21 protein-coding genes are annotated in these 23,858 nt (G+C 70.7%); 8 read left to right on the forward strand and 13 right to left on the reverse strand.

Going from position 1 to position 23,858, the window contains the following annotated elements; genetic code table 11:
• Nucleotides 1–106: 106 nt before the first annotated feature.
• Both ACTZWW_RS14535 and guaA read left to right on the forward strand, forming a co-directional pair.
• Nucleotides 107–1,279: a calcium-binding protein gene (locus tag ACTZWW_RS14535; protein ID WP_444781683.1), complete on the forward strand. Its 1,173-nt coding sequence runs from the start codon at nt 107–109 to the stop codon at nt 1,277–1,279.
• A 320-nt stretch (nt 1,280–1,599) separates the two neighbouring features.
• Nucleotides 1,600–3,198: a glutamine-hydrolyzing GMP synthase gene (gene guaA / locus ACTZWW_RS14540; RefSeq protein ID WP_444781684.1), complete on the forward strand. Its 1,599-nt coding sequence runs from the start codon at nt 1,600–1,602 to the stop codon at nt 3,196–3,198.
• 86 nt (nt 3,199–3,284) lie between these two features.
• On the opposite strand, the gene ACTZWW_RS14545 is transcribed toward guaA, so the two are convergent.
• The 3 genes from ACTZWW_RS14545 to ACTZWW_RS14555 form a co-directional block, all read right to left on the reverse strand.
• The gene (locus tag ACTZWW_RS14545) at nt 3,285–3,950 is read right to left on the reverse strand and encodes a hypothetical protein (RefSeq protein WP_444781685.1); all 666 of its coding nucleotides are present in this window, start codon (nt 3,948–3,950) and stop codon (nt 3,285–3,287) included.
• Nucleotides 3,931–7,008: an N-6 DNA methylase gene (locus tag ACTZWW_RS14550; protein ID WP_444781686.1), complete on the reverse strand. Its 3,078-nt coding sequence runs from the start codon at nt 7,006–7,008 to the stop codon at nt 3,931–3,933. The genes ACTZWW_RS14545 and ACTZWW_RS14550 overlap by 20 nt, the downstream gene beginning before the upstream one ends.
• A gap of 291 nt (nt 7,009–7,299) precedes the next feature.
• Nucleotides 7,300–7,500 carry a ribbon-helix-helix protein, CopG family gene (locus tag ACTZWW_RS14555; RefSeq protein ID WP_444781687.1) on the reverse strand — a complete coding sequence of 67 codons (201 nt, stop codon included), beginning with the start codon at nt 7,498–7,500 and terminating at the stop codon, nt 7,300–7,302.
• Between the two features lie 73 nt (nt 7,501–7,573).
• Here ACTZWW_RS14555 and ACTZWW_RS14560 point away from each other — a divergent pair, with 73 nt between their 5' ends.
• Nucleotides 7,574–7,825 (forward strand): hypothetical protein, encoded by a 252-nt coding sequence (locus ACTZWW_RS14560; RefSeq protein ID WP_444781688.1) that lies wholly within the window; start codon nt 7,574–7,576, stop codon nt 7,823–7,825.
• Between the two features lie 79 nt (nt 7,826–7,904).
• Here ACTZWW_RS14560 and mfd read toward each other — a convergent pair whose 3' ends face one another.
• Both mfd and ACTZWW_RS14570 read right to left on the reverse strand, forming a co-directional pair.
• Nucleotides 7,905–11,459: a transcription-repair coupling factor gene (gene mfd / locus ACTZWW_RS14565; RefSeq protein WP_444781689.1), complete on the reverse strand. Its 3,555-nt coding sequence runs from the start codon at nt 11,457–11,459 to the stop codon at nt 7,905–7,907.
• An 86-nt stretch (nt 11,460–11,545) separates the two neighbouring features.
• Nucleotides 11,546–11,842, reverse strand: a complete 297-nt coding sequence (locus ACTZWW_RS14570) for an FAD assembly factor SdhE (RefSeq protein WP_444781690.1) — start codon at nt 11,840–11,842, stop codon at nt 11,546–11,548.
• Nucleotides 11,843–11,920: 78 nt separating this feature from the next.
• Between ACTZWW_RS14570 and ACTZWW_RS14575 the strand changes: the two genes are divergently transcribed.
• On the forward strand, nt 11,921–12,055 hold the full coding sequence (locus tag ACTZWW_RS14575; RefSeq protein WP_444781691.1) for a hypothetical protein: 135 nt from the start codon (nt 11,921–11,923) through the stop codon (nt 12,053–12,055).
• A 19-nt stretch (nt 12,056–12,074) separates the two neighbouring features.
• Here ACTZWW_RS14575 and ACTZWW_RS14580 read toward each other — a convergent pair whose 3' ends face one another.
• The 6 genes from ACTZWW_RS14580 to ACTZWW_RS14605 form a co-directional block, all read right to left on the reverse strand.
• On the reverse strand, nt 12,075–12,617 hold the full coding sequence (locus tag ACTZWW_RS14580; RefSeq protein ID WP_444781692.1) for a hypothetical protein: 543 nt from the start codon (nt 12,615–12,617) through the stop codon (nt 12,075–12,077).
• A gap of 97 nt (nt 12,618–12,714) precedes the next feature.
• Nucleotides 12,715–13,665 (reverse strand): hypothetical protein, encoded by a 951-nt coding sequence (locus ACTZWW_RS14585; RefSeq protein ID WP_444781693.1) that lies wholly within the window; start codon nt 13,663–13,665, stop codon nt 12,715–12,717.
• A gap of 6 nt (nt 13,666–13,671) precedes the next feature.
• Complete coding sequence (locus ACTZWW_RS14590; protein ID WP_444781694.1) at nt 13,672–14,292, reverse strand: hypothetical protein; 621 nt, start codon at nt 14,290–14,292, stop codon at nt 13,672–13,674.
• Nucleotides 14,293–14,481: 189 nt separating this feature from the next.
• The gene (locus ACTZWW_RS14595) at nt 14,482–14,718 is read right to left on the reverse strand and encodes an Lrp/AsnC ligand binding domain-containing protein (protein WP_444781695.1); all 237 of its coding nucleotides are present in this window, start codon (nt 14,716–14,718) and stop codon (nt 14,482–14,484) included.
• A gap of 87 nt (nt 14,719–14,805) precedes the next feature.
• Complete coding sequence (locus ACTZWW_RS14600) at nt 14,806–16,353, reverse strand: alkaline phosphatase family protein (RefSeq protein WP_444781696.1); 1,548 nt, start codon at nt 16,351–16,353, stop codon at nt 14,806–14,808.
• A gap of 44 nt (nt 16,354–16,397) precedes the next feature.
• On the reverse strand, nt 16,398–17,666 hold the full coding sequence (locus tag ACTZWW_RS14605; protein WP_444781697.1) for a multidrug effflux MFS transporter: 1,269 nt from the start codon (nt 17,664–17,666) through the stop codon (nt 16,398–16,400).
• A gap of 339 nt (nt 17,667–18,005) precedes the next feature.
• On the opposite strand from ACTZWW_RS14605, the gene ACTZWW_RS14610 reads away from it, so the two are divergent.
• Both ACTZWW_RS14610 and ACTZWW_RS14615 read left to right on the forward strand, forming a co-directional pair.
• Nucleotides 18,006–18,893 carry an alpha/beta fold hydrolase gene (locus ACTZWW_RS14610; protein WP_444781698.1) on the forward strand — a complete coding sequence of 296 codons (888 nt, stop codon included), beginning with the start codon at nt 18,006–18,008 and terminating at the stop codon, nt 18,891–18,893.
• A 35-nt stretch (nt 18,894–18,928) separates the two neighbouring features.
• Nucleotides 18,929–20,224 (forward strand): lipopolysaccharide biosynthesis protein, encoded by a 1,296-nt coding sequence (locus ACTZWW_RS14615; RefSeq protein ID WP_444781699.1) that lies wholly within the window; start codon nt 18,929–18,931, stop codon nt 20,222–20,224.
• Nucleotides 20,225–20,236: 12 nt separating this feature from the next.
• On the opposite strand, the gene ACTZWW_RS14620 is transcribed toward ACTZWW_RS14615, so the two are convergent.
• Both ACTZWW_RS14620 and ACTZWW_RS14625 read right to left on the reverse strand, forming a co-directional pair.
• On the reverse strand, nt 20,237–20,461 hold the full coding sequence (locus ACTZWW_RS14620; RefSeq protein WP_444781700.1) for a hypothetical protein: 225 nt from the start codon (nt 20,459–20,461) through the stop codon (nt 20,237–20,239).
• A gap of 123 nt (nt 20,462–20,584) precedes the next feature.
• On the reverse strand, nt 20,585–21,490 hold the full coding sequence (locus ACTZWW_RS14625) for a MurR/RpiR family transcriptional regulator (RefSeq protein WP_444781701.1): 906 nt from the start codon (nt 21,488–21,490) through the stop codon (nt 20,585–20,587).
• A gap of 139 nt (nt 21,491–21,629) precedes the next feature.
• Here ACTZWW_RS14625 and ACTZWW_RS14630 point away from each other — a divergent pair, with 139 nt between their 5' ends.
• Both ACTZWW_RS14630 and ACTZWW_RS14635 read left to right on the forward strand, forming a co-directional pair.
• Nucleotides 21,630–22,187 (forward strand): flavodoxin domain-containing protein, encoded by a 558-nt coding sequence (locus tag ACTZWW_RS14630; protein WP_444781702.1) that lies wholly within the window; start codon nt 21,630–21,632, stop codon nt 22,185–22,187.
• A gap of 122 nt (nt 22,188–22,309) precedes the next feature.
• The coding region (locus ACTZWW_RS14635) for a GumC family protein (RefSeq protein ID WP_444781703.1) at nt 22,310–23,858 on the forward strand (1,549 nt) is incomplete at its 3' end.

Here is a 23,858-nt window from a genome sequence, read left to right on the forward strand (position 1 = left end):
TGCAGACGAATCATTGATACGTAATGAATGATTCCACTTGATCGTCATGCCGCGTTATGCATACTCGCTGATGCGGCACTCATATCTTCTTGACGGGAGAAGAGCCATGACGATCGATCGGACCTGCTGCCCCTTCGACCGGGGGAGCCTGTCGAACAGCCACTTCGATGCGGTGTTCTTCGCCAATTCCTGCCTCGGCTCCCCGGGCTTCGGCACGTCCGGGAACGACAAGTTCGTCGGCGGCTCCGGCGACGACACGTTCTTCGGGCGCTCCGGCAACGACCTGCTGATCGGGCGCTCGGGCGACGACACGCTCGTCGGCGGCTCCGGCCACGACACGCTGATCGGCGGATCGGGCAACGATCGCCTGATCGGCGGCTCGGGGGACGATACGCTCGACGGCGGCTCGGGCGACGACACGCTCGACGGCGGCTCTGGCGACGACGTCGTCTACGGCGGCAGCGGCCGCGACCGCATCACCACCGGCTCCGGCAACGACCACGTCGACGGCGGGGACGGCGCCGACACGATCGACAGCGGTGACGGCGACGACATCGTGCTCGGCGGAGCCGGCGACGATCGAATCACCACCGGTGCGGGGAACGACCGCGTCGACGGAGGCTCGGGCGCCGACACGATCGACACCGGCGACGGCCACGATACCGTCTACGGCGGGTCGGGCGACGACACCGTCACCACCGGCGACGGCGACGACACCGTCATCGCCGAGGACGGCGACGACGTCGTGCGCACCGGGCGCGGCGACGATCGTGTCTCCGGCGGCCGCGGCGACGACACGATCCGCACAGGCCGCGGTGACGACATCGCCCATGGCGGGGACGGCGACGACGACATCCGCCTCGGCTCCGGCGACGATCAGGCCGACGGCGGGGCGGGCGACGACGTGATCCACGGCGATTCCGGCGACGATCGGATCGCCGGTGGCGCCGGCGACGACACGCTCGTGGGTGGCGAGGGCGACGACGAGCTCCTCGGCGGCGACGGCGACGACGTGCTCGCCGGCGGGAGCGGCGCCAACACGATGCGCGGCGGGAACGGCGACGACGTCTTCCTGATCCCGGGAATGCAGCCCTTCGATCCGCCGACCTACAACGCCGTGACCGGCGGTGACGGCGACGACGTGGTTCTGTTCTCCGGCTCGCGCGACGACTACGACGTCGAGGAGCGGGACGCCTACAGCCGCTACACGAACCGCCACGACGGTAGCGTGACCGATGTCGGCGACGACGTCGAGACCGTCCTGTTCGCCGACGGCTGACCGTGATCGCGTGATCGGCGGCAGCGGGGGGAGCCCGCCGCCGCCTCCGGGGCCGGCGTCCCGGCTCGCGAGGTGCACGTGATGCCGCACGGCCCGTCCGGGTCGATCACGCCTCCTCATTCGAGCTTTCCCGTCGGCTCCGGGCCGGCGGCGTCGGCGGAGGCCGTCGGGGAGGAGGTCCCCGGCGGCTTCCTGCTTCGCGGTGTCGCGCGGCCTCGCGTCGTCGCGCGGCGTTGCGCGACCCGGCGTCCTGGCGTAATCCCGGGAGGGACAGCGGACGGGCGCGCCGGCGCGCCCCCGCGCCAGACGAAAGCGCCCTCATGACCACCCCGACCTCCGCCGCCCCCGTCGTCGATGCCGCCGCCGCGACGAGCCACGACAAGATCCTCATCGTCGATTTCGGCTCGCAGGTGACGCAGCTGATCGCCCGGCGGGTGCGCGAGGAGGGGGTCTATTCCGAGATCGTGCCGTTCCAGTCGGCGGCGCAGGCGTTCCGCGCCATGAAGCCCAGGGGCGTCATCCTCTCCGGCGGGCCGGCCTCCGTCACCGAGGCCGGCGCCCCCGGCGCGCCGCAGGAGATCTTCGACGCCGGCGTGCCGGTGCTCGGCATCTGCTACGGCGAGCAGCTGATGGCGGCGCAGCTCGGCGGCGCGGTGGAGGTCGGGCATCACCGCGAGTTCGGCCGCGCCGAGGTCGAGGTGGTCGCGCCGAGCCCGCTCTTCGAGGGCGTCTGGGAGGTCGGCCAGCGCTATCCCGTCTGGATGAGCCACGGCGACCGGATCACCGGCTTCCCCGAGGGCTTCACCGTCATCGGCGTCTCCGACGCCGCCCCCTTCGCCGCCGTCGCGGACGAGGCGCGGCGCTTCTACGGCGTGCAGTTCCATCCGGAGGTGGTGCACACCCCGCACGGCCGCCACCTTCTGCGCAACTTCGTGCGCACGATCTGCGGGTGCACGGGCGACTGGACCATGGCCGCCTTCCGCGAGGAGGCGATCGCCCGCATCCGCGCCCAGGTGGGCTCGCAGCGCGTGATCTGCGGCCTCTCCGGCGGCGTCGACTCGGCTGTGGCCGCGGTGCTGATCCACGAGGCGATCGGCGACCAGCTCACCTGCGTCTTCGTCGACCACGGGCTGATGCGCGCGGGCGAGGCGCAGGAGGTGGTGAGCCTCTTCCGCTACGCCTACAACATCCCCCTCGTGCACGTGGAGGCGCAGGAGACCTTCCTCGGCGCGCTCGCGGGGGTGGACGACCCCGAGGCGAAGCGCAAGACCATCGGGCGGCTCTTCATCGACGTGTTCGAGGCCGAGGCCGGGAAGGTGGGCGGCGCCGCCTTCCTCGCCCAGGGCACGCTCTACCCGGACGTGATCGAGAGCGTCAGCTTCACCGGCGGGCCGTCCGTCACCATCAAGTCCCACCACAACGTGGGCGGGCTGCCCGAGCGCATGAACATGAAGCTCGTGGAGCCCCTGCGCGAGCTCTTCAAGGACGAGGTGCGCCTGCTCGGCCGCGAGCTCGGCCTCCCCGAGGGCTTCGTCGGCCGCCACCCCTTCCCCGGCCCGGGCCTCGCCATCCGCTGCCCCGGCGAGATCACGGCGGAGAAGCTCGACATCCTGCGCAAGGCCGACACGATCTACCTCGAGGAGATCCGCCGCGCCGGCCTCTACGACGACATCTGGCAGGCTTTCGCGGTCTTGTTGCCGGTTCGGACGGTGGGGGTGATGGGCGACTACCGGACGTACGAGTACGTCTGCGCCCTGCGGGCGGTGACGTCGGTGGACGGGATGACGGCGGATTTCTATCCGTTCGACATGGGGTTCGTGGGCAAGGTGGCGACGCGTATCATCAACGAGGTGCGGGGGATCAATCGGGTGGTGTATGATGTGACGAGCAAGCCGCCGGGGACGATCGAGTGGGAGTGAGGGGGATACGCCAGTGTGAAGCTAGCCCAGCCGAAAGCAATTTTCCATCGCAGGCTTTCGGACCACCGGTGCGCCGCCGTCCGTCTTCAGGAACTCGAGCTGGTGGTGGCGGCTGGTGCCATGTCGACGAACACATGCTTTAGCCGGATGTTATGGCCGTTCTGGACCAATGCACCTTCCAAGACGGCCAGGGCGAGGGTGTTGGCGGCTTCAGCCGCAAGCCCGGCGGCCTCACCATAGGCTTTCCGGATGCTCGCATCGACGGCATCGACGATCGTTGACGCCGGAAGCGCCAGCACGTAGCCGAGCATGAAGCCCCAATCATGACCTGCGGCGTACTTACCGCTGGCAAACCGCTCTACGCCATTAGTGACGTAGCGGCCATTTAAGGAGGAGTCGCCCGCTTGAACGCGCTTACATTCGACTGCGACGTAGGCATCCTCCTCGCCGAATTGATGAAGGAACTGCAGCGTGATGTCGATGCGGCCTAGAATGGTCGGATCGCTGTTCGCCATATCTTCAAGCTCGTGCTCTCCACGAATTTGAAGGTTGGTCAGACCAAGTGATTTTTTGACGCGGCGCATCGCTTTGCGGACAACAATGGTCATCGGCACTTCGAGCATGCCGGGGGTAAGGTGAGGCCTCGCCTCATCGCAGCCCCGGCAGAGGAGGTCCAGGACGGTGGCGATTTGATCGTCCGACAATTCAAAAGCAGGCTGGCCGAATGGCAGGTCAGGCGTGAGCAAGGGCATGCCCTCCGCGCAGCCAATGATCGGCGAGGATGACGTCGGCGTCGTTCAGGCCCGCGGTGCGTGTCCAGTTGCGGACTTCGCTGGGTTTTAGAATGAACAGATCGTCTGATCCGTAGAGCCTGATTTGCCGCCGCTCGTTGAGATATGGAGGGATCGGCACGTCAAATTGGCCTCGCAACATGGCGCTAAGAGCTTGAAGCTCTTCCGGCTCTCCGTCGCGAACGACTGGCTCTTGCCCGGGGCCGCCCTGCGCCATTACGAACCGGACGGCCGTGATGCCGGGAATACCCGATGCGAGGTCGGCCTTGGTCACATACGCCGGATAAATGACCGCTTCAAGATGGCGCACGTTGCGGGCTCGTAGATAGGCGTCGACCGTCTCCACGAGCTGACCAGCATAGGCGCGGAGAGCCATTGTATCCGGCGGGGTGATGAGCCCGGCGCGCTCGCTACGATTCTCGAAAATGAGGTAGCGCGCGCGTCTGACGCTGTCGCGGGCGAGCGTTCGCTCGGCCGAGTCCAGATCATAAACGTTGAATACGGCCTCATCGAGCGCCTCGAGGCGGGCGACGCTTCCCGGGTTGGCGGCCGCTTTCTCTTCCGCGTCGATCAGCGCCTTGAGGAGGGCCGGATCGACATTGGTTAGATCTGGGACACGCAGCGACAGAAGATCATGGGGTTCCACGGTCGGGCGCTCAAGCCCCCACGTTGCCCCGCCAAGGGCGAACTGGAATGCCGTAAGGCTGGAGTTTAGAATGCCACTGAGCGCGTACGCGTACGTTACGTTAGCGCCAGCAAAAGACACGCCGTAGAAATTTTGTGTATACAGCACGTCGCGCGAGCTGACCGCGGCGCTGTAGCGTCCCCGCTCGGTGCCGGAAGCATTACCCACCTTGGAGCACAGCAAGATCGGGCCGACGAAGATCGACTCGCGTCGAGGTCGATGTAGCGTCGGATGTGTGAAATCATCAAGCGAGGCATGGTCGAGACGGAACGCCGAGAACTTTTTGGGCGTGACGACCTTGAGGCGTCGAAAGCTGGCCGGAGGCGCATTCTTGTCACCCCGAACCTGAAAGCCTTGGCCGCGATTGGCGGATGGGTCGCGCTGTAGGCCCTCAAGCAGCGTGTTGAACCGCGGGAAATCCTTTTCCAGCCGTTCAATTAGCCAGCCATCGCGAACAGTCCCGAACGTGGCCGCTTTGAGGAAGGGCGGCGTCGCTAGCACGCGTCTGAGCGGGACGGACCGGATTTCACCAGGCCCGAGGCCGAAGACACCTGTCCGGCGGAAGTCGGGAGACCATGGAATGGATCCGACGAGCATGCGGTCCGCTTGAGGCCCGAGGCCGCAGCGCGCGAAGAATAGCAGCGCCGGACCGCGGGCATCGGGGAAGAGCTCTTCCCGGCGGAGATAGGAGAGATTGATCAGGGCTACTGGCGCGAGACGTTCTAGAAGATGGTTTCGCGCAGCGATGGCGTGGACGTCCTTTGAGAAAAACGGCGTCGCTTTCATCACCATACCGACGCGGCCATCCCGTCCGGCGAGTTCCGCGCCGAGCGAGAGAAACGCTTGGTCTGGGCTCCGCCTGGGGCGCAGCGTCGAGGTGTCAGAAGTGCGCCGCCTGCCAGTACCTTCCCTCTTCACGAACGTCCAGGTGGGATTGCCGACTACTGCACCGAAGGATTGGCTGCGGATCGCTGCTGGCAGTTCGCCGCCCAAGGAATCCGCTTCGAAGAGGGTGGTATTGATGAGGCGATCGAATTTTAGATCGCAAATGTCGCTGATCGGCTGCTCGTCGAGTTCGAGAGCAGCAAGATAGAGGCTGAACGCCGCGATCCCCAGCGCCGCCCGGTTGATGTCGATGCCAAAGAGCTGGCTATAGAGGATTCTGCGCACGAGTTCTCGACCGGCTGGCTTTCCTTCCGCGGCGCGCCAGACCAGCCGGCGAAATGCTTCAACGAGAAATGCCCCCGAGCCGCAGGCCGGGTCGATAATGGACGCGTCCGACGAAAGGCCCTCGAAGACGGGGTCGAGCGTGAGGTGGACGAGCTCGACAGGAGTGTAGTGGAGACCTTGCGATCGCGCTTCGTCCGCTGCGCTCGTGCGCGCGAACTGTTGATAGATAGAGCTGATAAGATCGACCGGAATGGCATTGAACCGGAAGCGGAAAAGACGGCCCTGACCGAGGCGCTCTGGAATTAGGCTGCGCCCTTCAACGAAATCGCGGATTAGCGCCAGATGCTGCGGGGTCAATTGCTCGCGCTCCGCCCCGGGGTCGTCCATCGGGAACAGGTCGCCGTTGAAGGTCGTCCGCAGCCAATCAAACAGCGCAAAGGCGTTCGACGGTGTTGCGAACATCACGCTGAGGTCCGCAGGCAGGTCGTCCGGCAGGAACGGTTGGGCAATACCCCGGTCCAGCAGATACCAAGTGAAGATACAGCGCCCGATAAATCGCTGCGCGATATCGCGGGCACGGGCGAGGGTGCCCTCGGTTGCAGGTTTGCTGAGAGCGGTCAAACGGTTCTCGAGGGCCGAAATCTCAGCGAGTAGTTCCCGATCAACGCGGTGGCTTCGGTCGATCTTGCATCCTATTGCGCTAGTCCAGAATGCGCCCGTCTCGGTGGCGATACGGCCGCATTGAAGGTCTAGTGCGCGAAGTCGCTCGCCGGAGTCGAGGACGAAACGATCCAGGGCATGGGGCGCTTGTCCCGCGCGGTCGTCGGTTCGCGAGGGCGAGTCGTAGCAATTGTAAAGGCGCACGTCCGTTGGCGTGATGATCCACAGCAGCGGCGCGACACCGACATTCCACGCCGCTTCATGCCACCGGCGGAGGTCCTCTTCAGAGGGCTCTTCGTGTCCGGCATCCTTGAAGATGCTGGTAGGCACATTTTGTGCCGAGAAGACGGCATCCGCCTGCAATCCAACTCGTTCATCTGAAAAAATGGCACGCATTTTAGCCGCGCGCAAGTCGTCTGCCGGTACCAATCCTGGTGCTGGTAGTCCGCTGGACGCGAGATACCCTGTCGCTTCCAGCGCTTGTTTGTAGGCAGCGCTTGTCAAGCTGTCCTCCAGCGCGCCGTCGGCATCGACTCACGAGGTCCGACGGATACGACGGACACCGATCTCAAGACGAGTGCGTATCAGACTCGATCTTATGCGTAAACGGCGACGGTGTGCGGCGTGTACGATCATGACCTGGTCCGACTGCGGTTGCTCCCCGACTTGGCAGAGGCTTAGACGTGGGACACGAGCGCAAGCGATGCTCTTCGGTCCAACCACGGCGGGGTGAGCGGCGGCGAGCGCCACCGTGACCGCGGATGCCGGCGTCCCTTTCCTTCCCCTTAAGGACGCTCACCGCCCCAAAAACCCATTCTCCCGCAACCAAGCCGTCACGATCCGCCGGATCATCTCCGACCTATTCGGCTCGTCCTCCTGCGCCCGCGCGGCGGCGTCGACGGCGGCGGTGACCTCGTCGGGGAAGCGGACGCCGACGCGGGGCGTTACGCCGGTGGCGGGCCGGCCGCGCTTTTTCTGTGCGACAGGTTTCGACATCAGCTTTTATCGTGTGTCAATAACATGCCGCCGAGTGGACCGGTGGGCCCGCAGCCGAGAAGGACCCGTCCCGATGTCCGACGCCATGCATACCGCGCCGCCCGCCGGCGCGCACGATGATTCGCGCGCCGCTCGGGCCGACGGCCTGCTCGACGCCATCGACGAGCTGAACCGCGGACTCAACCTCATGGTCGCGCTCGAGCCGGCCGTCGCGAGGTTCGACGATCCGGTGCGCAACGGCCTCGCCGAGCTGATCGCCGCCGCCCAGGCCGTGATCGTCGCCGGTCGGGATCGGGTCGACGCGTTGCGCGGGGAGATGGCGTAATCCACGAACCCCGCCCCGGCGAGCCGGATTCCCTCACCCCCGCCCCCTCTCGCGTTCGCGTGAGGGGTGCGCGCACCCCTCACGCCGCCGTCTTCCTCTCCGCGATCTTCACCAGGTTGCGCAGGATCGACTTCGTCACCTTCAGCCGGCGGTCGACCTCCTCCACGTCGCGGGAGAAGACGATCTTCATGTCCGGGCGCACCTTCGCCGCCGGGCCCTGCTCGGCGACATAGGCGACGAGGCCCTGCGGGTTCGCGAAGGAGTTGTTGCGGAAGGCGACGACGATGCCCTTCGCACCGGCGTCCACCTTCTCGATGTTGGCGCGCCGGCAGAGCAGCTTGATCGCCATCACCTCGAGCAATTGGTCCACCTCCGGCGGGCGCGCGCCGAAGCGGTCGACGAGCTCGGCGCCGAAGGCCTCGATATCCTCCAGGACGTCGAGGGAGGCCAGCCGGCGGTAGAGGTTGAGGCGCACCTGCAGGTCCGCGATGTAGCTCTCGGGGATCATCACCGGCGCGCCCAGCGCGATGTTGGGCGACCATTGGTCCTCGACCGGCTCGTCCGCGCCGTCCTTGAGCTGGGCGACGGCGTCCTCCAGCATCTGCTGGTAGAGCTCGTAGCCCACTTCCTTGATGTGGCCGGACTGCTCGTCGCCCAGGAGATTGCCCGCTCCGCGGATATCGAGGTCGTGCGAGGCGAGCTGGAAGCCCGCGCCCAGCGTCTCGAGCGATTGCAGCACCTTGAGCCGTCGCTCGGCCTGGACGGTGAGCGTGCGGTTCGCCGGCACGGTGAAGAGCGCGTAGGCGCGGGTCTTGGCGCGTCCGACGCGCCCGCGCAGCTGGTAGAGCTGGGCGAGCCCGAACATGTCGGCGCGGTGGACGATCAGCGTGTTGGCGGTGGGGATGTCGAGGCCCGATTCGACGATCGTGGTCGAGAGCAGGATGTCGAACTTGCCCTCGTAGAACGCCGTCATCACGTCCTCGAGCTGGGTCGCCGGCATCTGGCCGTGGGCCACCGCGACCTTGGCCTCGGGCATCTCCCGGTCGAGGAACTCCTTCACCTCAGCGATGTCGTCGATGCGCGGCACGACGTAGAAGGACTGCCCGCCGCGGTAGCGCTCCCGCAGCAGCGCCTCGCGCACCAGCAGCGGGTCGAAGGGCGTGACGAAGGTGCGGACCGCGAGGCGGTCCACCGGGGGCGTCGCGATGATCGAGAGCTCGCGCACGCCGGTGAGCGCCAGCTGGAGCGTGCGCGGGATCGGCGTCGCCGACAACGTCAGCATGTGCACCTCGGCGCGCAGCTCCTTCAGCCGCTCCTTGTGGACGACGCCGAAGTGCTGCTCCTCGTCCACCACGACGAGGCCGAGGTCCCGGAATCTCACGGTCTTGCCGAGCAGCGCGTGGGTGCCGACCACGATGTCCATCGTGCCGTCGGCGAGGCCTTCCTTGACGCGCTTCGTCTCGGCCGTCCCGACGAAGCGCGAGGCGTGGCCGACCTGGACGGGCAGGCCCTTGAATCGCTCGGAGAAGGTCTTGAAGTGCTGGCGCGCGAGCAGCGTCGTGGGCGCCACGACGGCCACCTGCTTGCCCGCCATGGCGCAGGCGAAGGCGGCGCGCAGCGCCACCTCGGTCTTGCCGAAGCCGACGTCGCCGCACACGAGCCGGTCCATCGGGCGGCCCGAGGCCATGTCGGTCAGCACCGCGTCGATGGCGGCGAGCTGGTCCTCGGTCTCCTCGAAGGGAAAGCGCGCGGCGAACTCGTCGTAGAGCCCCTCCGCCGGGGCGAGCTTCGGGGCCTCCTTCAGGATGCGCGCGGCGGCGATCTGGATGAGCTGCCCCGCCATCTCGCGGATGCGCTTCTTCATCTTGGCCTTGCGGGCCTGCCAGGCGCCGCCGCCGAGCTTGTCGAGCTGGACCTCGGTGTCCTCCGACCCGTAGCGGGTCAGGAGCTCGATGTTCTCCACGGGCAGGAACAGCCGGTCGCCGCCCGCGTAGTGCAGCTCCAGGCAATCGTGCGGCGCGCCCGCGGCCTCGATGGTCTTCAGCCCCACGAAGCGGCCGATACCGTGGTCGGCGTGGACCACGACGTCGCCCATGGTGAGCGCGGAGACCTCCGAAAGCACGTCCTGCGGGCGCTTCGCGCGGCGCCGCGGACGCACCAGGCGGTCGCCCAGGATGTCCTGCTCGCCGATGACGGCGAGCCCGTCCGTCTCGAAGCCGGCCTCGATCCCGAGCACGGCGAGCGCCACCTCGTCGCGGGCGAGCTCCATCGTCTCGGCGAGGCGCCGCACCGGCTTCGTGCGGCCGATGCCGTGGTCGGCGACGACGTGGCCGAGGCGCTCGCGCGAGCCCTCCGACCAGGCGGCGAGGACGACGATCTTGCCGGCCTGCTGGAGCGCGCGCACGTGCGCGGCGGCGGCCTCGAACACGTTCGTGCCCTCCGCCTCGCGCTCGGCGGTGAAGGCGCGCCCGCGCCGGGCGCCGCAATCGACGACGAGGCGGGTATCGGTCGGCGGCAGGGCGAAGGGCGTGACGCGGACGGTCGACCCGCCCTCGAGCCGCGCCGCCCATTCGGCGGGCGAGAGGTAGAGCGCGTCCGCGGCGAGCGGGTTGTAGGGCGCGACGCCGGGCTGGCGCTCGTGCGCCTGCTGCCGGCGCGCGTCGTGATAATCGCGGATCGTGGCGAGCCGCTCGGCTGCGGCGTCCTCGGCCTGGTGGTCGAGCACGATCGGCGCGCCCTCGACATAGGCGAACAGCGTGTCGAGCCTCTCGTAGAAGAGCGGCATCCAGTGCTCGAGGCCGGCATAGCGCCGCCCTTCCGAGATCGCCTCGTAGAGCAGGTCGTCGCGCCCCGGCGCGCCGAACGCCGCCGCGTAGCCCTGGCGGAACCGCTTGATCGAGGCCGAGGTGAGCTGCACCTCGGACATCGGCACGAAGTCGAGGCCGCGCATGGTCGTCGTGGTGCGCTGCGTCTCCGGGTCGAAGGCGCGGATCGACTCGAGGCTGTCGCCGAAGAAGTCGAGCCGCACCGGCGCGGCGAGGCCCGGAGCCCAGAGGTCGATGATGCCGCCGCGCACGGCGTACTCGCCGGTCTCCTGCACCGTGCCGGTGCGCAGGAAGCCGTTGACCTCGAGCCACTGCACGATGGAATCCATCGCGATGACGTTGCCGGGCTGGGCCGAGAACGTGTCCGCCAGGATGCGCGCCTTGGGCACAGTGCGCTGCAGGAGCGCGTTCACCGTGGTCGAGAGGATGCGCGGGCGCTCGGGCGAAGACTTGGTGCGCGCGAGCCGCGCCAGCGTCGTCATCCGCTGGGCGGAGACGGCGCCCGCGGGCGAGACGCGGTCGTAGGGCTGGCAGTCCCAGGCGGGAAACGAGAGCACCTCGAGCCGGGGCGCCACGAAGGCCAGCGCCCGCTCCAGCGCCTGCGCCCGCTGCCCGTCCCGCGCCACGTGGACAAGGATGGCCGAGCGCTCCGCCTTCTCCTTCAAGCCCAGCGCCAGCGCGCCGAGCGCCATGGCGTCGAATCCGTCGGGCGCGCTCGCCAGCGTGAGGCTCTCCCCGGCGGCGACGAGATCGACCGCGCGCTTGGGCAGCAGGGACAGGGACGCGCGGGGCGCGGGCGCTTTTGCCATGGGTCTCGGGTGTCGTAGCGGTGCGAGAACGCCCACGCGCCCGCCGCGGGTTCCGGCGGGCGCGCGGGGGAGGGGAGGGGCCTGGATCAGGCGTGGATCGGCGCGCCGTGGGTGTGGAAGTCCTTCAGCCGCCGGAACAGCAGCGTGTCGTAGTTCGCCGGCGTCTCGTCCTCGCCGGTGATCCAGCGGAACAGGTCGCGGTCGGGCACCTCGATCAGCGCCTCGAACGTGTCGAGCTCGGCCTCGGAGAAGCCGCCGATCTCGGCGTCGGCGAAGCGGCCCATGATCAGGTCCATCTCGCGGATGCCGCGGTGCCAGGAGCGGAACAGGATCTTCTTGCGCCGCGGATCGAGGTCGGCGCTCGTGCGGGTGGTTCCGGTCATGGGGCGCTCCGGGGGTGGGGTGGTCCGGGGCGGTATATAGCCGGTGGGGCGGGGATTGGAAGCGCGGTGGGCTTGGGGGTGCGCGGCGGTGGCTCGCCGGACGGCGCGGAGCGCGCCGGCCTCGCCGCGCTGGCCTCCATCCTGCGCGATACGCTCGACGGTGGGCTCGGCATGGTCGACGAGGTCCGCGTCGCGCTCGCGGCGCCGGCCTAGCGCTCCACGACCCCGTCCCTCACTCCTCGATCGACAGCGGCGTCTCGAACCGTGCCTCCAGCCGGATGCAGTCGCTCGTGTCGGCGGGATCGAACATGCCCTCCTTGCGGCACAGGTCGGCGGTGACCGTGCCGGCGGCGGCCGGGTCGCCGGTGAGGGCGAGCGTGTCGAAGGCGATCTCGAGCGGGCCGCCCTCCTGGCCCGCGACCCAGAAGGGGCCGCTCATGCCGTCGGGATAATAGCCGACCGATTCGTCCACCCGCATGGCCGACGCGTCCGTGCCCATCAGGCCGAGCTCGATCGACAGGACGCCGCGCATGATCGAGCCGCTCTCGGCGTCGTGGCCCTGGATGGAGACCATCGTCACCGGGCCGAAGCTCTGCAGGTTCGCGGTCGTCGTGCCCTCGGAGGGAACGGAGAGGGTGCGCCATTCGCGGGCCTCCCCGTCGAGCGTGCCGGCGATGGTCCCGACCGGGTCCATGGCGAGCGCGGGAGCGGCGACAAGGGCAAAGGACGCGGCGAGCGTTGCGGCGGAGGAAGCGGTGCGGATGGAACAGGGCATCGTGTCGGTGGTCTCCCGTGCTGGTATGGACCAGCCGAGCCTGCCACGACCGAGGGACGCGCGTCACCCCCGTCCCCGATCGGCGGCGCGCTTCCCCTCACCCGGCCTCCCGCGGGTCGCGGCCGGCGAGCGCCAGCGCGATGGCCCGCGAGATGGGCAGGCCGGTCTCGATCTCGATCCAGAGATACTGCCCCTCGGGGTTGCACTCCAGGAACCACGGCGCGCCGTCGCGGTCGACGCGGAAGTCGAAGGCACCGTAGCGCAGGCCCATCGCGGCCATGTAGCGGCGGATTCCCGCCTGCGTGCCCTCGTCGAGCGTCGCGGGGGTGATCCGCACGCGGTCGAGCCGGCCATCCACCGGCGAGCGGCCCTCGCCGACGTGCTGCGCGGCGGCGAAGATCGCCCCGTCGACGACCGTGACGCGCAGGTCGACCCCGCCGTCGACATAGGCCTGGAAGATCGTCGGGCAGATGGAGAGCCCGCGTGTGTCCGCGACGGTCTCCGCATCGAGCCGGCGCGTCTCCTTCAGATCGTAGCGCCAGGTCGAGACGGTCTTGTAGCAGGCCTGGGGATGCGCTCTCGCAAAGGCGCGGATCGCGTCGGGATCGTTCGAGACGAGGGTCGCCGGCACGCGCAGCCCGGCGGCGTGCGCGTGCGCGAGCTGGAGCGGCTTGAGGTTCGCCCGCTGGGAAGAGCCGACCGGATTGACGACGTTGGCGCACGCCCCGCCGAGGCCGCCGAGGAAGGTGGCACGGGTCGAGGCGCGGGCGAAGTGGACGGCGTCCTCCTGCTGCACCGCGGGGTCGACCCGCGGCGCGGAAGGGCGGCGGATCCAGGCGCCGGCGAGCGCGCTCGCCGGCAGCGCGCGCCCGCCGAGCCGCAACAGGATCTCGGACCCGTCGTAGGCGACGCTCAAGGCAGCCTCGTGGGGAAAACGCGCGAGATCGACGGAGAGGATCTCGACGTCGAGATCACGCGCCTCGTAGGCGACCGTGCGCGCGTGCACGTCCTCTTCCGGCGCGACCACGAGGACGACCGGAGCGGGCATGACGCGTCACTCGGCCCGACATTCGCCGCTGGACATTTCGGTCATGTCGTCCGTCGACACGTCGTCCGTGTGGATCTCGTCCGTGGCGAAGCCGGCGGCGGTCACGTCGTCGCTCGCCCAGGAGCCGCTCCGGCCACCGGCCGCGGAGGCGGTCTCGGCATGCCGCGCGGAGGGGCTCGTCGAGTCGGTGTTGGTCGTCGTGATGATCCGCTCGTCGGCGCCCATGCCACGCTCCCGGAACCAGGCCGCGTGCGCAGGCGGCCCGAGCGGCGTGAAGCCGGCCGCTCCGCTCGGACGCGCGAGCACGGTCGGCAGCACGGCCTCGAGATCGGCGGCCCGGCGGCGGCGCACGACGAGAAGCTCGGTCTCGGCGCGCAGCACGAGGCGGACCGGATGCCCGCGGCGACTCCCGGTGACGACCGGCCCCTCCGGCATCTCGATGGAGAGGACGTCGGCCTTCTCGACCTCGTAAGTGGTGCCGTGACGCTCCACCACGATGTGTCGTGGGTCCTGAGCGAGCAGCGCACATTCGAGAGCGACGGGCGCCGGCGTTCCGAGCTCGGGCGGGGCGGCATTCGTCGCGCGCATCGGCACGACGGCCGAGTCGAGGAATTCGTCGAGAGTCATGGCGGCCCTCCCAGTCGGGGACACAATCCTGAACTGGAAGCAAAAATAACTCAAGACTACTTAAGAGCGAAATTGCGCGGCGCGCGCGACGCGTTCCTCGGGGCGACCTCGCGGTCCGCCCGCCGAGGGCGATCGTTCGGTGGATGGTGCGATGGCGGGTGGCGCCGCCGCCCGCGAGCGCCCGCCCCCTCAGAACGCCTTGAACGTGATCACCGTCTTGGTGTCGTCGATCTCGGGGATCGTCTGCACCTTCTCGGCCACGAAGTGGCCGATGTCGAGGTCGCGGTCGATGTGGAACTTGGCGATGATGTCGTAGTCGCCGGCGGTGGAGTAGATCTCGGACGCGATCTCGCGGTCGGCCAGCTCGCGGGCGACGTCGTAGGTCTTGCCGAGCTTGCATTTGATCTCGACGAAGAAGGTCTGCACGGCGCGGGCTCCCGGGGCTGTCGAACGGCACGCCCTTGGTACGGCGCCGCGCGTGCCGGCGCAAGGCCGCCTTCGCCTGCGAGGGCCTCAGCGCGGGGCGCCGCTCGGGCCGTTCTCGGTCAGCAGCATGCCGGTGTATCGCCGCTCCAGGTGGCGCGCCCGCCAGGAGAGCAGTGCCTCGGCCATGCGCAGGCGCGTTCCGGCGCAGGCGGGGTCGTCGGCGCGGTCGATCGTCTCGTGCGGGTCTCCCGCGAGGTCGAAGAGCAGCGGCGGCAGGCCGGCGAAGTGGACGTACTTCCAGTCCCGCTCCCGGCGCACGGCGAGCGAGCAGGCGTCGCGGTCGAGGCCGAGCGGGGCGGCCTCCTCCTCCAGGGTGCGGAAGTCGTATTCCCAGTGCACGGCGTCGCGCCATCCCGCCGGCGTCTCGCCCGCGAGGAAGGGGGTGAGCGCCCGTCCGTCGGCGCCGGGCAGCGCCTCGCCGAGCGCGTCCGCGATCGTCGGCGTCACGTCCACCGCCTCGGTGAAGGCCCCGACACGGCGGCCGTGCCCGGCGGGCCGGCGCGGGTCGCGCACGATCAGAGGCACGTGGAAGGCCGCATCGAAGAAGCCGAACTTGCCGAAGGCGCTGTGGTCGCCGAGCATCTCCCCGTGGTCGGCGGTGAAGACGATCAGCGTGCGCTCGAAGCGCCCGCGCCGCTTCAGCTCGGCGACGATCCGCCCGATGGCCGCGTCGACCTCCGCGACGAGGCCCCAGTAGGTCGCGCGCAGCACCCGCCGCTCGCGCTCGCCCCAATCCGAGATCGGGCCGCGCGCCCCGGCGACGAGGCTGCCCTTGCCGATGCGCGGCAGGTGCCAGGCGAGGAACGGGTGCAGCGCCGCCTCGTCCGCGAGGCTCCCGCGCCCGACGAAGGGCCCGCCCTCTTCGGGATCGTGCATCGAGGCGTAGGGCTCGGGCGCGATCAGCGGCGGGTGCGGACGCAGGAAGCTCACGTGGGCGAAGTACGGCGCCCCGCGTGGGATCTCGTCGAGCCAGCGCAGGTAGGCGTCCGCGACGAAGGCCGTCTCGGCCTCATCGGCCGCGTAGACCGTGGGCGCGCCGGTCGGCGGGTCGGTGCGCCCGTCGCGCGGCAGGTGGACCGTGCGGATGTCGGCCGCCTGGGCGTAGCCCTCGGCGAGCAGCGCCGCGCGCCAGGCGCCGGCATCCTCCGGCATCGCGAGGCGCGGCCAGAAGCCGGGGAGAACGCCCTCGTAGCTGTGCAGCCGCGGGTCGGCGGGGGGGAGCCCGGAGGGATCCTCCGACTGGTCGGTGTAGCCGAACAGGGTGGGGCGGTAGCCATGGCGCAGCGCCAGCTTGGCGATCGTGTCGTGATGCGCGGCGAGCGGCGCGCCGTTGGCCACGACGCGGTTGCGCATCTGGTAGAGGCCCGTGTAGAGCGCCGCGCGCGCCGGCCCGCAGGGCGCGGCCTGTCCCCAATGCGAAAGGAACGCCGTCCCCTCCGTCGCCAGCGCGTCGAGATGGGGCGTGCGCACGTGCGGATGGCCCGCGTAGCCGACGCAGTCGCCGCGCAGCTGGTCGGCGGTGATCAGGAGGACGTCGAGATCGGGCGCGGCGGGGGAGGAGGGGGCGAGCGTCATGCGGGGTTCCTGAGGCGCGACCGTGACGGGGCGATGACGCCGGCTCACGCCCCTCGGCCGTAGAGGCGCCCCTTCTCCGTCACGGCGATGGTGACGAGGGCGACGAGGCCGAGCAAGACCCATCCCGCGAAGAGCGGCACGACGGTCCCGTCGAAGGCGCGTCCCACCATGCCGCCGATGACCGCCGCGAGCAGCGTGGTCACCGAGCCGAACACCGAGGACGCGGTTCCCGCCATGTGCCCCATGGGCTCCATTGCGAGCGCGTTGAAGTTGGCGAAGATCAGGCCCACCAGCAGCATCGCGCCCGCGAGCAGCACGAGGAGCGGCCAGAGCGTCAGCAGGTCCGCGAGCGCGAGGGCGAGCGCGGTCGCCGCGATCAGCGAGAACAGCGTCACGCCGGCGTGCGAGAGCCGCCGCGCACCGATGCGCCCGACGAGGCGCGCATTGACGAGCGAGGAGACCGCCATCCCGCCCGCCATCGCCGCGAAGGCCAAGGGGAAGAGCGGGCCGAGCCCGTAGAGGTCGGCGAGGACCTGCTCCGCGCTGACGATGAAGCTGAACATGGCGCCGAACATGGTGCCCGCCGCGATGGCGTAGCCGAGCGTCTGGCGGGTGGTGAACACCTCGCGGAACGCCGCCGCGAGCGCGCGGGGGCCGATGCCGCGGCGGCGGTCCGGCGCGAGCGTCTCGGGCAGGCGCAGCCCCGTCCAGATCATCATCGCGACACCGTAGACGGCGAGCAGCGCGAAGATCGCCCGCCACGGGGCGACGAGGAGGATCGCCTGGCCGATGGAGGGGGCAACCACCGGCACCGCCATGAAGATCGTCATGGCGAGCGAGAGCACGCTCGCCATCCGCCGGCCGCCGTAGCAGTCGCGCACGATCGAGGCGGTGACGACGCGCGGCGCCGCCGAGGCGAGGCCCTGGACGACCCGGCCGACGATCAGCGCCGCGAAGGTCGGTGCGAAGGCGCACAGGATCGCCGCCGCGACGTAGAAGACCAGCCCCGCGAGCAGCACCGGCCGGCGGCCGAACCGGTCGGAGACGGAGCCCACCAGCAGCTGGCCGAGGCCGAAGCCCGCGAGATAGGCCGGCATGATCGCCTGGCGCTCGTTCGGGTCGGCGACGGCGAGCGCCGCGCCGATGTCCTGGATCGCCGGCAACATGACGTCGATCGCGAGCGCGTTGAGCGCCATCAGCGCGGCGACCATCGCGACGAACTCGCGGAACGTCATCGGTGCGTGGCGGTGGGAATCGTCGACGGGCGGCGCGGGGGCGGCTGCGCGCGCGTCGAGGGGGCGCGGGTCGTTCATAGGGGGGATCCTCGGGCGACGCGTTGTGCGCCCGATCCCTCCGCCGTGCAAGCGGCGGCGGTGCATGGCAGCCATCCGGCGCTCCGAGGCGAGACGTCCCGACGATGGACGGCGAAGGTGGGTGCACGTCGCCGGCGGCCGGGTGTATGGGTGGTGGCGTGGCGCTCCGGCCGGCGCGCCACGGGAAGCGCTGCCGGAGGCCGCGATGCCGCGCGTGTTCTAGCGAGGGGACGGACGATACCGGGTGCCGCCGACGCGGTGCCCGCGACGAGGCTCGGTCGCACGCGATCGGGCTCGGTCTTCTACGTCTCGTACCTCCTTGCCGGAGCACGACCCATCATGACCACGACCACCGATACCGGCGCGCCGATCGCGCGCACGGGCTCCCTGCGCCGCGGGCCACACCTTCTCACCTGGTGCATCGAAGGGGAGGGTCCGACGATCCTCGTCCCCGGGAGCACGATTTACTACCCGCGGGTCCTCTCGCCGGCGCTGCGCCGGCGGGCGCGGCTCGTCTTCCTCGACCACCGCGGCTTCGCCCCGCCCGCGCACGGCGTGCCGGCGGAGCCGGTCGGCCTCGACATGGTCGTCGCCGACATCGAGGCGCTGCGCGCGCATCTCGGCATCGCGCGCGCGATGATCCTCGGCCATTCCGGCCACGCCTACATGGCGCTCGCCTACGCCGCGCGCCATCCCGATCGCGTCTCCGGCGTCGTCGCGGTGGCCGCCGGCCCGTCGCACGCGCCCGAGGTCACGTCGCGTGCGGAGCGACGCTGGGCGGAACTCGTCGCGCCCGCGCGCAAGGCGATCTTCGCGGCCGACATGGCGGGCCTCGAGGCTGCGATCGCCCGCGACCCGCGGCGGCGCTTCGTCGCCTTCTGCCTCGCGCTGCGCGCGCGCATGTGGGCCGACCCCGCGTTCGACGCCGCGCCGCTGTGGGAAGGCGTCGCGACCCACATGGATGCCGTCGACGCGCTCTGGGGCGGGGCCTTCGCCGCCTTCGACACGGCCGCGCACCTCGCGGCGATCCAAGCGCCGATCCTGCTCGTGCTCGGCGCGCGGGACTACGCGGTGGCGCCGCCGGAGACCTGGGAGCCGTTCCGCGCGAGCGCCCGCGACCTCGAGGTGCGTGTTCTCGAGGGGAGCGGCCACACGCCGATGCTGGAGGAGGCCGACGCCTTCGACGCCGTGCTGCTGGCCTGGATGGCGCGGATCGGTGCGCGGTAACCGGATCTGAAGGGCGATCGCGTACCCATCGCGCCATGACGGGCGCGGTCGGCATCATCGGGCGGTTCTCGGCGAACGCGCGCGGCGCGGGGCGGCGCATCGGCGCGGCCGGCGGCGGCTTCGCGCTGTGGGCGTTCGCCATCCGCGTCGGCGCGGCCGCGCTCGCCTTCCTCACGCAGATCGTGCTCGCGCGGCTCGTCGGAGAGGAGGCCTACGGCGAGGTGGCGGGGGCGATTACGGTACTCGGCATCGTGGTGGCGGTCGCCGTGCTCGGCCTCGACACGGCGGCCCAGCGCTTCGTCGCGCAGTATCGCGTGGAGGGAGACGCCGAGGCGCTGCGCGGCTTCGTCCAGGCGGCGCGGGTCCTGCCGATCCTCGTCGGCGGCGCCGTCGGCTCCGTCGGCGTGGTGCTGACGGTCGCGCACGACCAGGTCCTGGCGCTCGCCTTCGTGATGCTGCCCTTCGTCGCCGCGCTGCTGGCGCAGGAGGGGGTGGCTAAGTCCTTCGACTGGCCGATCCTGGCACTCGGCCCGACCTTCGTGCTGCGGCCCGTGCTCGCGCTCGGCCTCGTGCTCGGCGCCGCCGCGCTGGGCGTGGGGCTCGACGCGCGCGGCGTGATGCTCGCCATGCTCGTCGCGGCGGCTCTGGCGCTCGCGCTGCAGACGAGCGTGCTGGCGCCGCGCCTCGCGCGGGTGATGCCGGCCGGCCCGCACCGCTTCCATCCGCGGACGTGGCTCGCGATCGTCTCGCCCATCGTCGTGGGCGACATCGGCGCGCTCGTCGCGAGCAGCGTCGACGTGCTCGCTCTCGCGATGACGCGCCCGGCGGAGGAGACCGGCATCTACTTCGCCGCGGTGAAGAGCCTCGCCCTCGTCCAGTTCGTCGCCTACGCCATCGCAAACGCCGTCGCGCATCGGGTGAGCGCGCTCCATGTGGCTGGGGACCGCGTCGCGCTGCGGCGCTACGTCCTGCGCGCCTGCCTCGCCACGTTCCTGCCGTCGCTCGCTTTCGCCGTGGTGCTCGTCGGGCTGGGCGAGGTCATCCTCGGCCTCTTCGGTGCGGCCTTCGTCGCCGCCTGGCCGGCGATGGCGATCGTCGCCGCGGGGGCGGTGGTGCTCGCGGCGGTGGGGCCGGCCGAGCGGGTGCTGAACATGATCGGCGCCGAGCGCGCCTGCGCGATCGTCTACATCGCGACCGCGATCGTGGCGACTGTGCTCGCCTTCACCCTCGCGCCGGCCTACGGCGTCCTCGGCGCGGCGAGCGCGCTCGCGCTGACGATGGTGTTCGAGGCGGTGGCGCTCGCCGTCGTGCTGCGGGCGGCGCTGCGGTGAGCGGTGAGCCGGTCAGCGCTGCGCGCCGAAGAGCGCCGCATCGAGCGTGATCAGGACGAGGCTCGCCACCAGGAGCACCCACGCGAGCACGAAGCCGCCCGACAGGCCCACCGGGATCGACAGGAACAGCAGCATCGGCGCGAGCGCGAGCCCGAGGCCCCGGGCGAGGGCGCCCATGCGGCTGCGCCCGGTCGGCTCGGCGGGAGCGCGGTCGCTGGTGAGCGGCTGGATGGACATGGGGTGATCTCCGACGCGAACTACGATGCCCGCGAGCGTGGCCGTTCGCGCCTGAACCGCGCTTGAACGACGACGCCGACGCGCCCGCTCCACCGAGGAAGCGCCGCGGCGGTTAACTAAGGGTTACCGGGATCGCCGATCTTCGGCAACCCGAGCCTGCTCCGCGGGCTCGTAGGCACCGAAGGCTGCGAGGTGCGCCTCCGCCCGGCGCGCGGCAGCGGGCGCCTCGGCGCCGCGCCGGCGGGCGACGAGGGCTGCGAGACCCTCCATGGCGGCGAATGCGGGGGTCATCGCGTGGAAGAAGGAGGGCGTATCGATCCGAACCGGCACGACGACGTCCGCGAGCCGCGCCACCGGCGAGACGGGATCGTCCGTGATCGCCAGCGTCGTCGTGCCGCGCTCGCGGGCGAAGGCGAGCGCCCGTCGGACGTCCCGGGCATAGGGTCGCACCGAGACGGCGAGCAGCGCGTCCTGCGGCCCGAGGTCGCGCAGCCGGTCGATGCCGGTGCCGCCGGGGGCCTCGACGAGCTCGGCGCGCACCCCGGCGATTCCCATCACGTAGGCACCGGCGAAGGCGACGGCGAAGCTCGCGCGCAGGCCGAGGAAGTGGACGCGCCGTGCACCCGCGATCACGTCAGCGGCGCGCACCAGGGCGGCCGCGGTGCGCGCCGCTCCGAGCTGACCCACGTCCTCGCCCATGGCGGCGACGAAGCCGGCGAGGAAGGTCGCGTCGTCGGCGCTCTCGGTTCCCGCGACGAGCGCCTCCGCCCGGCCCGAGAAGCCGCCGGCCTCCGTGCGCAGCGCCTCCGCGTGGAGGCGCCGCAGGGTCTCGTAGCCGTCGAGATCGAGCCGCTGCGCCAGACGGGTTAGCGCCGCCGGCGAGACGCCCGCGCGGTTCGCCTGCTCGCGCGTCGAGAGGAGCGCCACCTCGCGGGGGTTCTCCAGCACGAATCGCGCCGCTGCCTGGAGCTGCGGCGGCAGGCGATCGAAGCGCTCGAGGATGCGCTCTGCGAGCGGGGTGTCCTGCATGGTTTCGACCTAGCGGGTTGAAACAGGCGTTTCAAGAAGTGAAACAACACGGGCGCGCCGCCCGCGCTTCGTGTTCGTCCGGATGGGCGGGCGCCCGATAGGACTCCAATCTCACATGAAAACGCCTGGAGGCAGCGCCATGCGGATTCTCGTCGTCTACGCCACCACCGAGGGCCAGACGCGCAAGATCGCGGAGCGGATCGCCGCGCGGATCAGCGCGAGCGGCCACGTGCCGACCCTCGTCGACGCGACCGGGGCGGAGCCGGATCTCGACCTCGCCGCCTTCGACCTCGCGATCCTCGCCGGCTCGCTGCACGAGGGGCGCTACCAGGCGGCGCTCGTCGACTTCGCGCGACGCCATGCCTCGGCGCTGAACGGCTGCGCGAGCGCCTTCGTCTCGGTCTCGCTGTCGGCCGCGGGAGACGATCCCGGCGACTGGGCCGGCCTCGCCCGCTGCGTCGAGACCTTCCGCTCCGAGACGGGCTGGAGCGTCGCGCGGCTGCACCACGCGGCGGGCGCCTTCCGCTTCACGCGCTACGACTTCCTCAAGAGCTGGGCGATGCGCTTCATCGCCTACCGCCGCGGCGAGAGCGTCGATCCGCACGCGGACACGGAATACACCGACTGGGACGCGCTCGACGCCTTCGTCGACGAGACCGTCGCGGCGGCTCGGCCGGGCCCGGACGCGGGTCCTTAACCGGTCCTCAACCTTAACATCGCCTAATCGGCTCCGACCCCGCGCCGCGGCGCAGCGCACCGGCGCACCGAAGCACCGGCGCTCGCCGCACGCGGGAGGGGTGGAGTGTGCGAGCGATGCCGATGACGAGCGCCGAGACGCCGGGAGCGGAGGGCCGCGCCCCCGCGGCCGACCCGCGCGGGGACATGATCAACCTGTGGGAGATCCTGCTCGCGCTCAAGGCGAACGCGCGCCTCATCGCCGGCGTGGGGCTCCTGGCCTTCGTGGCGAGCCTCGCCTACGTGCTCGTGGCGACGCCGCTCTACCAGGGCCAGTCGCAGATCCTGCTCGAGAGCCGCGACAACGCCTTCACCCGCCCCGTCGAGCAGACGGGTGGCGATCCCACGGGACAGATCATCGACGAGCAGGCGGTTGCGAGCCAGGTGGCGGTGATCCGCTCGCGGGAGGTCGCGGCGGAGGCCGCGCGCCGGCTCGGCCTCGTCGGAAATCCCGAGTTCGACCCGCAGATGCGGCCCATGAACCCGCTCGCGCGGCTCGCCTCCCTCTTCGGGCTCGGTGGCGGCGGCGACGCGGGGGACGACGCGGCGGCGATCGACCGCGTGCTCGGCACCTACTACGACCGCCTTCTGGTGTACTCGGTCGGCCGCTCGCGGGTGATCGCGATCGAGTTCCAGGCGAGCGACCCCGATTTCGCCGCGCGGGGCGCCAACGTCATCGCGGAGGTCTACCTCGAGACGCTCGAGGCCGCGAAGATCGACGCGGCCCGCATGGCCTCGACCTGGCTGTCGCAGAACATCGACCGCCTGCGCGAGCGCGTGCGCGAGGCCGAGGCGCGGGTCGAGGCCTTCCGCTCGGGGACGGGCCTGCTCGTCGGCGGCGACAACGCGACGCTCACCTCCCAGCAGCTCGGGGACATCTCGACCCAGCTCGGCACCGCGCGCTCGACGCTCGCCGACGCGCAGGCGCGTGCGGGCCTCATCCGCGAGCTGATCGACGCCGGCCGCGCCTTCGAGATCCCCGACGTCGCCGCCGACGAGCTGATCCGCAGCCTCATCGAGCAGCGCGTGGGCCTGCGCGCGCAGATCGCCGCCGAGAGCCGCACGCTGCTCGACCGGCACCCGCGGATCCTCGCGCTGCAGGCGCAGCTCGCCGACCTCGACGGCCAGATCCGCGGCGCCGCCGAGCGGATCGTGCGCACGCTCGAGAACGAGGCCCGCCTCGCGTCCGCGCGGGTCGACACGCTCACCGCCGCGCTCGGCCAGCAGATGCAGGTCGCCTCGCGCGCCAACGAGAACGGCGTGCAGCTGCGCGCCCTCGAGCGCGAGGCCCGGGCCGAGCGCGAGCAGCTCGAGGTCTTCCTCGCCCGCTACCGCGACGCGCTCGCCCGCGACTCGGAGGAGGCGGCGCTGCCGGATGCGCGCATCGTCTCGCGCGCGGCCGAGCCGCAGGCGCCGATCTGGCCGCGCAAGGGACCGGTCGTGTTCCTGTTCACCGTCGTCGCGCTCACGCTCGTCGCCGGCGCCGTGGTGATGAAGGCGATCGTGTTCGACGTGTTCCGTCCCGCGCCCGCCGCGGCTCCCCACGCGTTCGAGCCGGCTGCGGCTGCGCCCGTCGTGGCGCCGGCGCTCGCGCAGCCCGCGCCGCCCGAGCCGTCTCCGCCCGAGCCGCCGC

The organism is Salinarimonas sp. NSM, assembly GCF_052380005.1.
Lineage (GTDB): Bacteria > Pseudomonadota > Alphaproteobacteria > Rhizobiales > Beijerinckiaceae > Salinarimonas.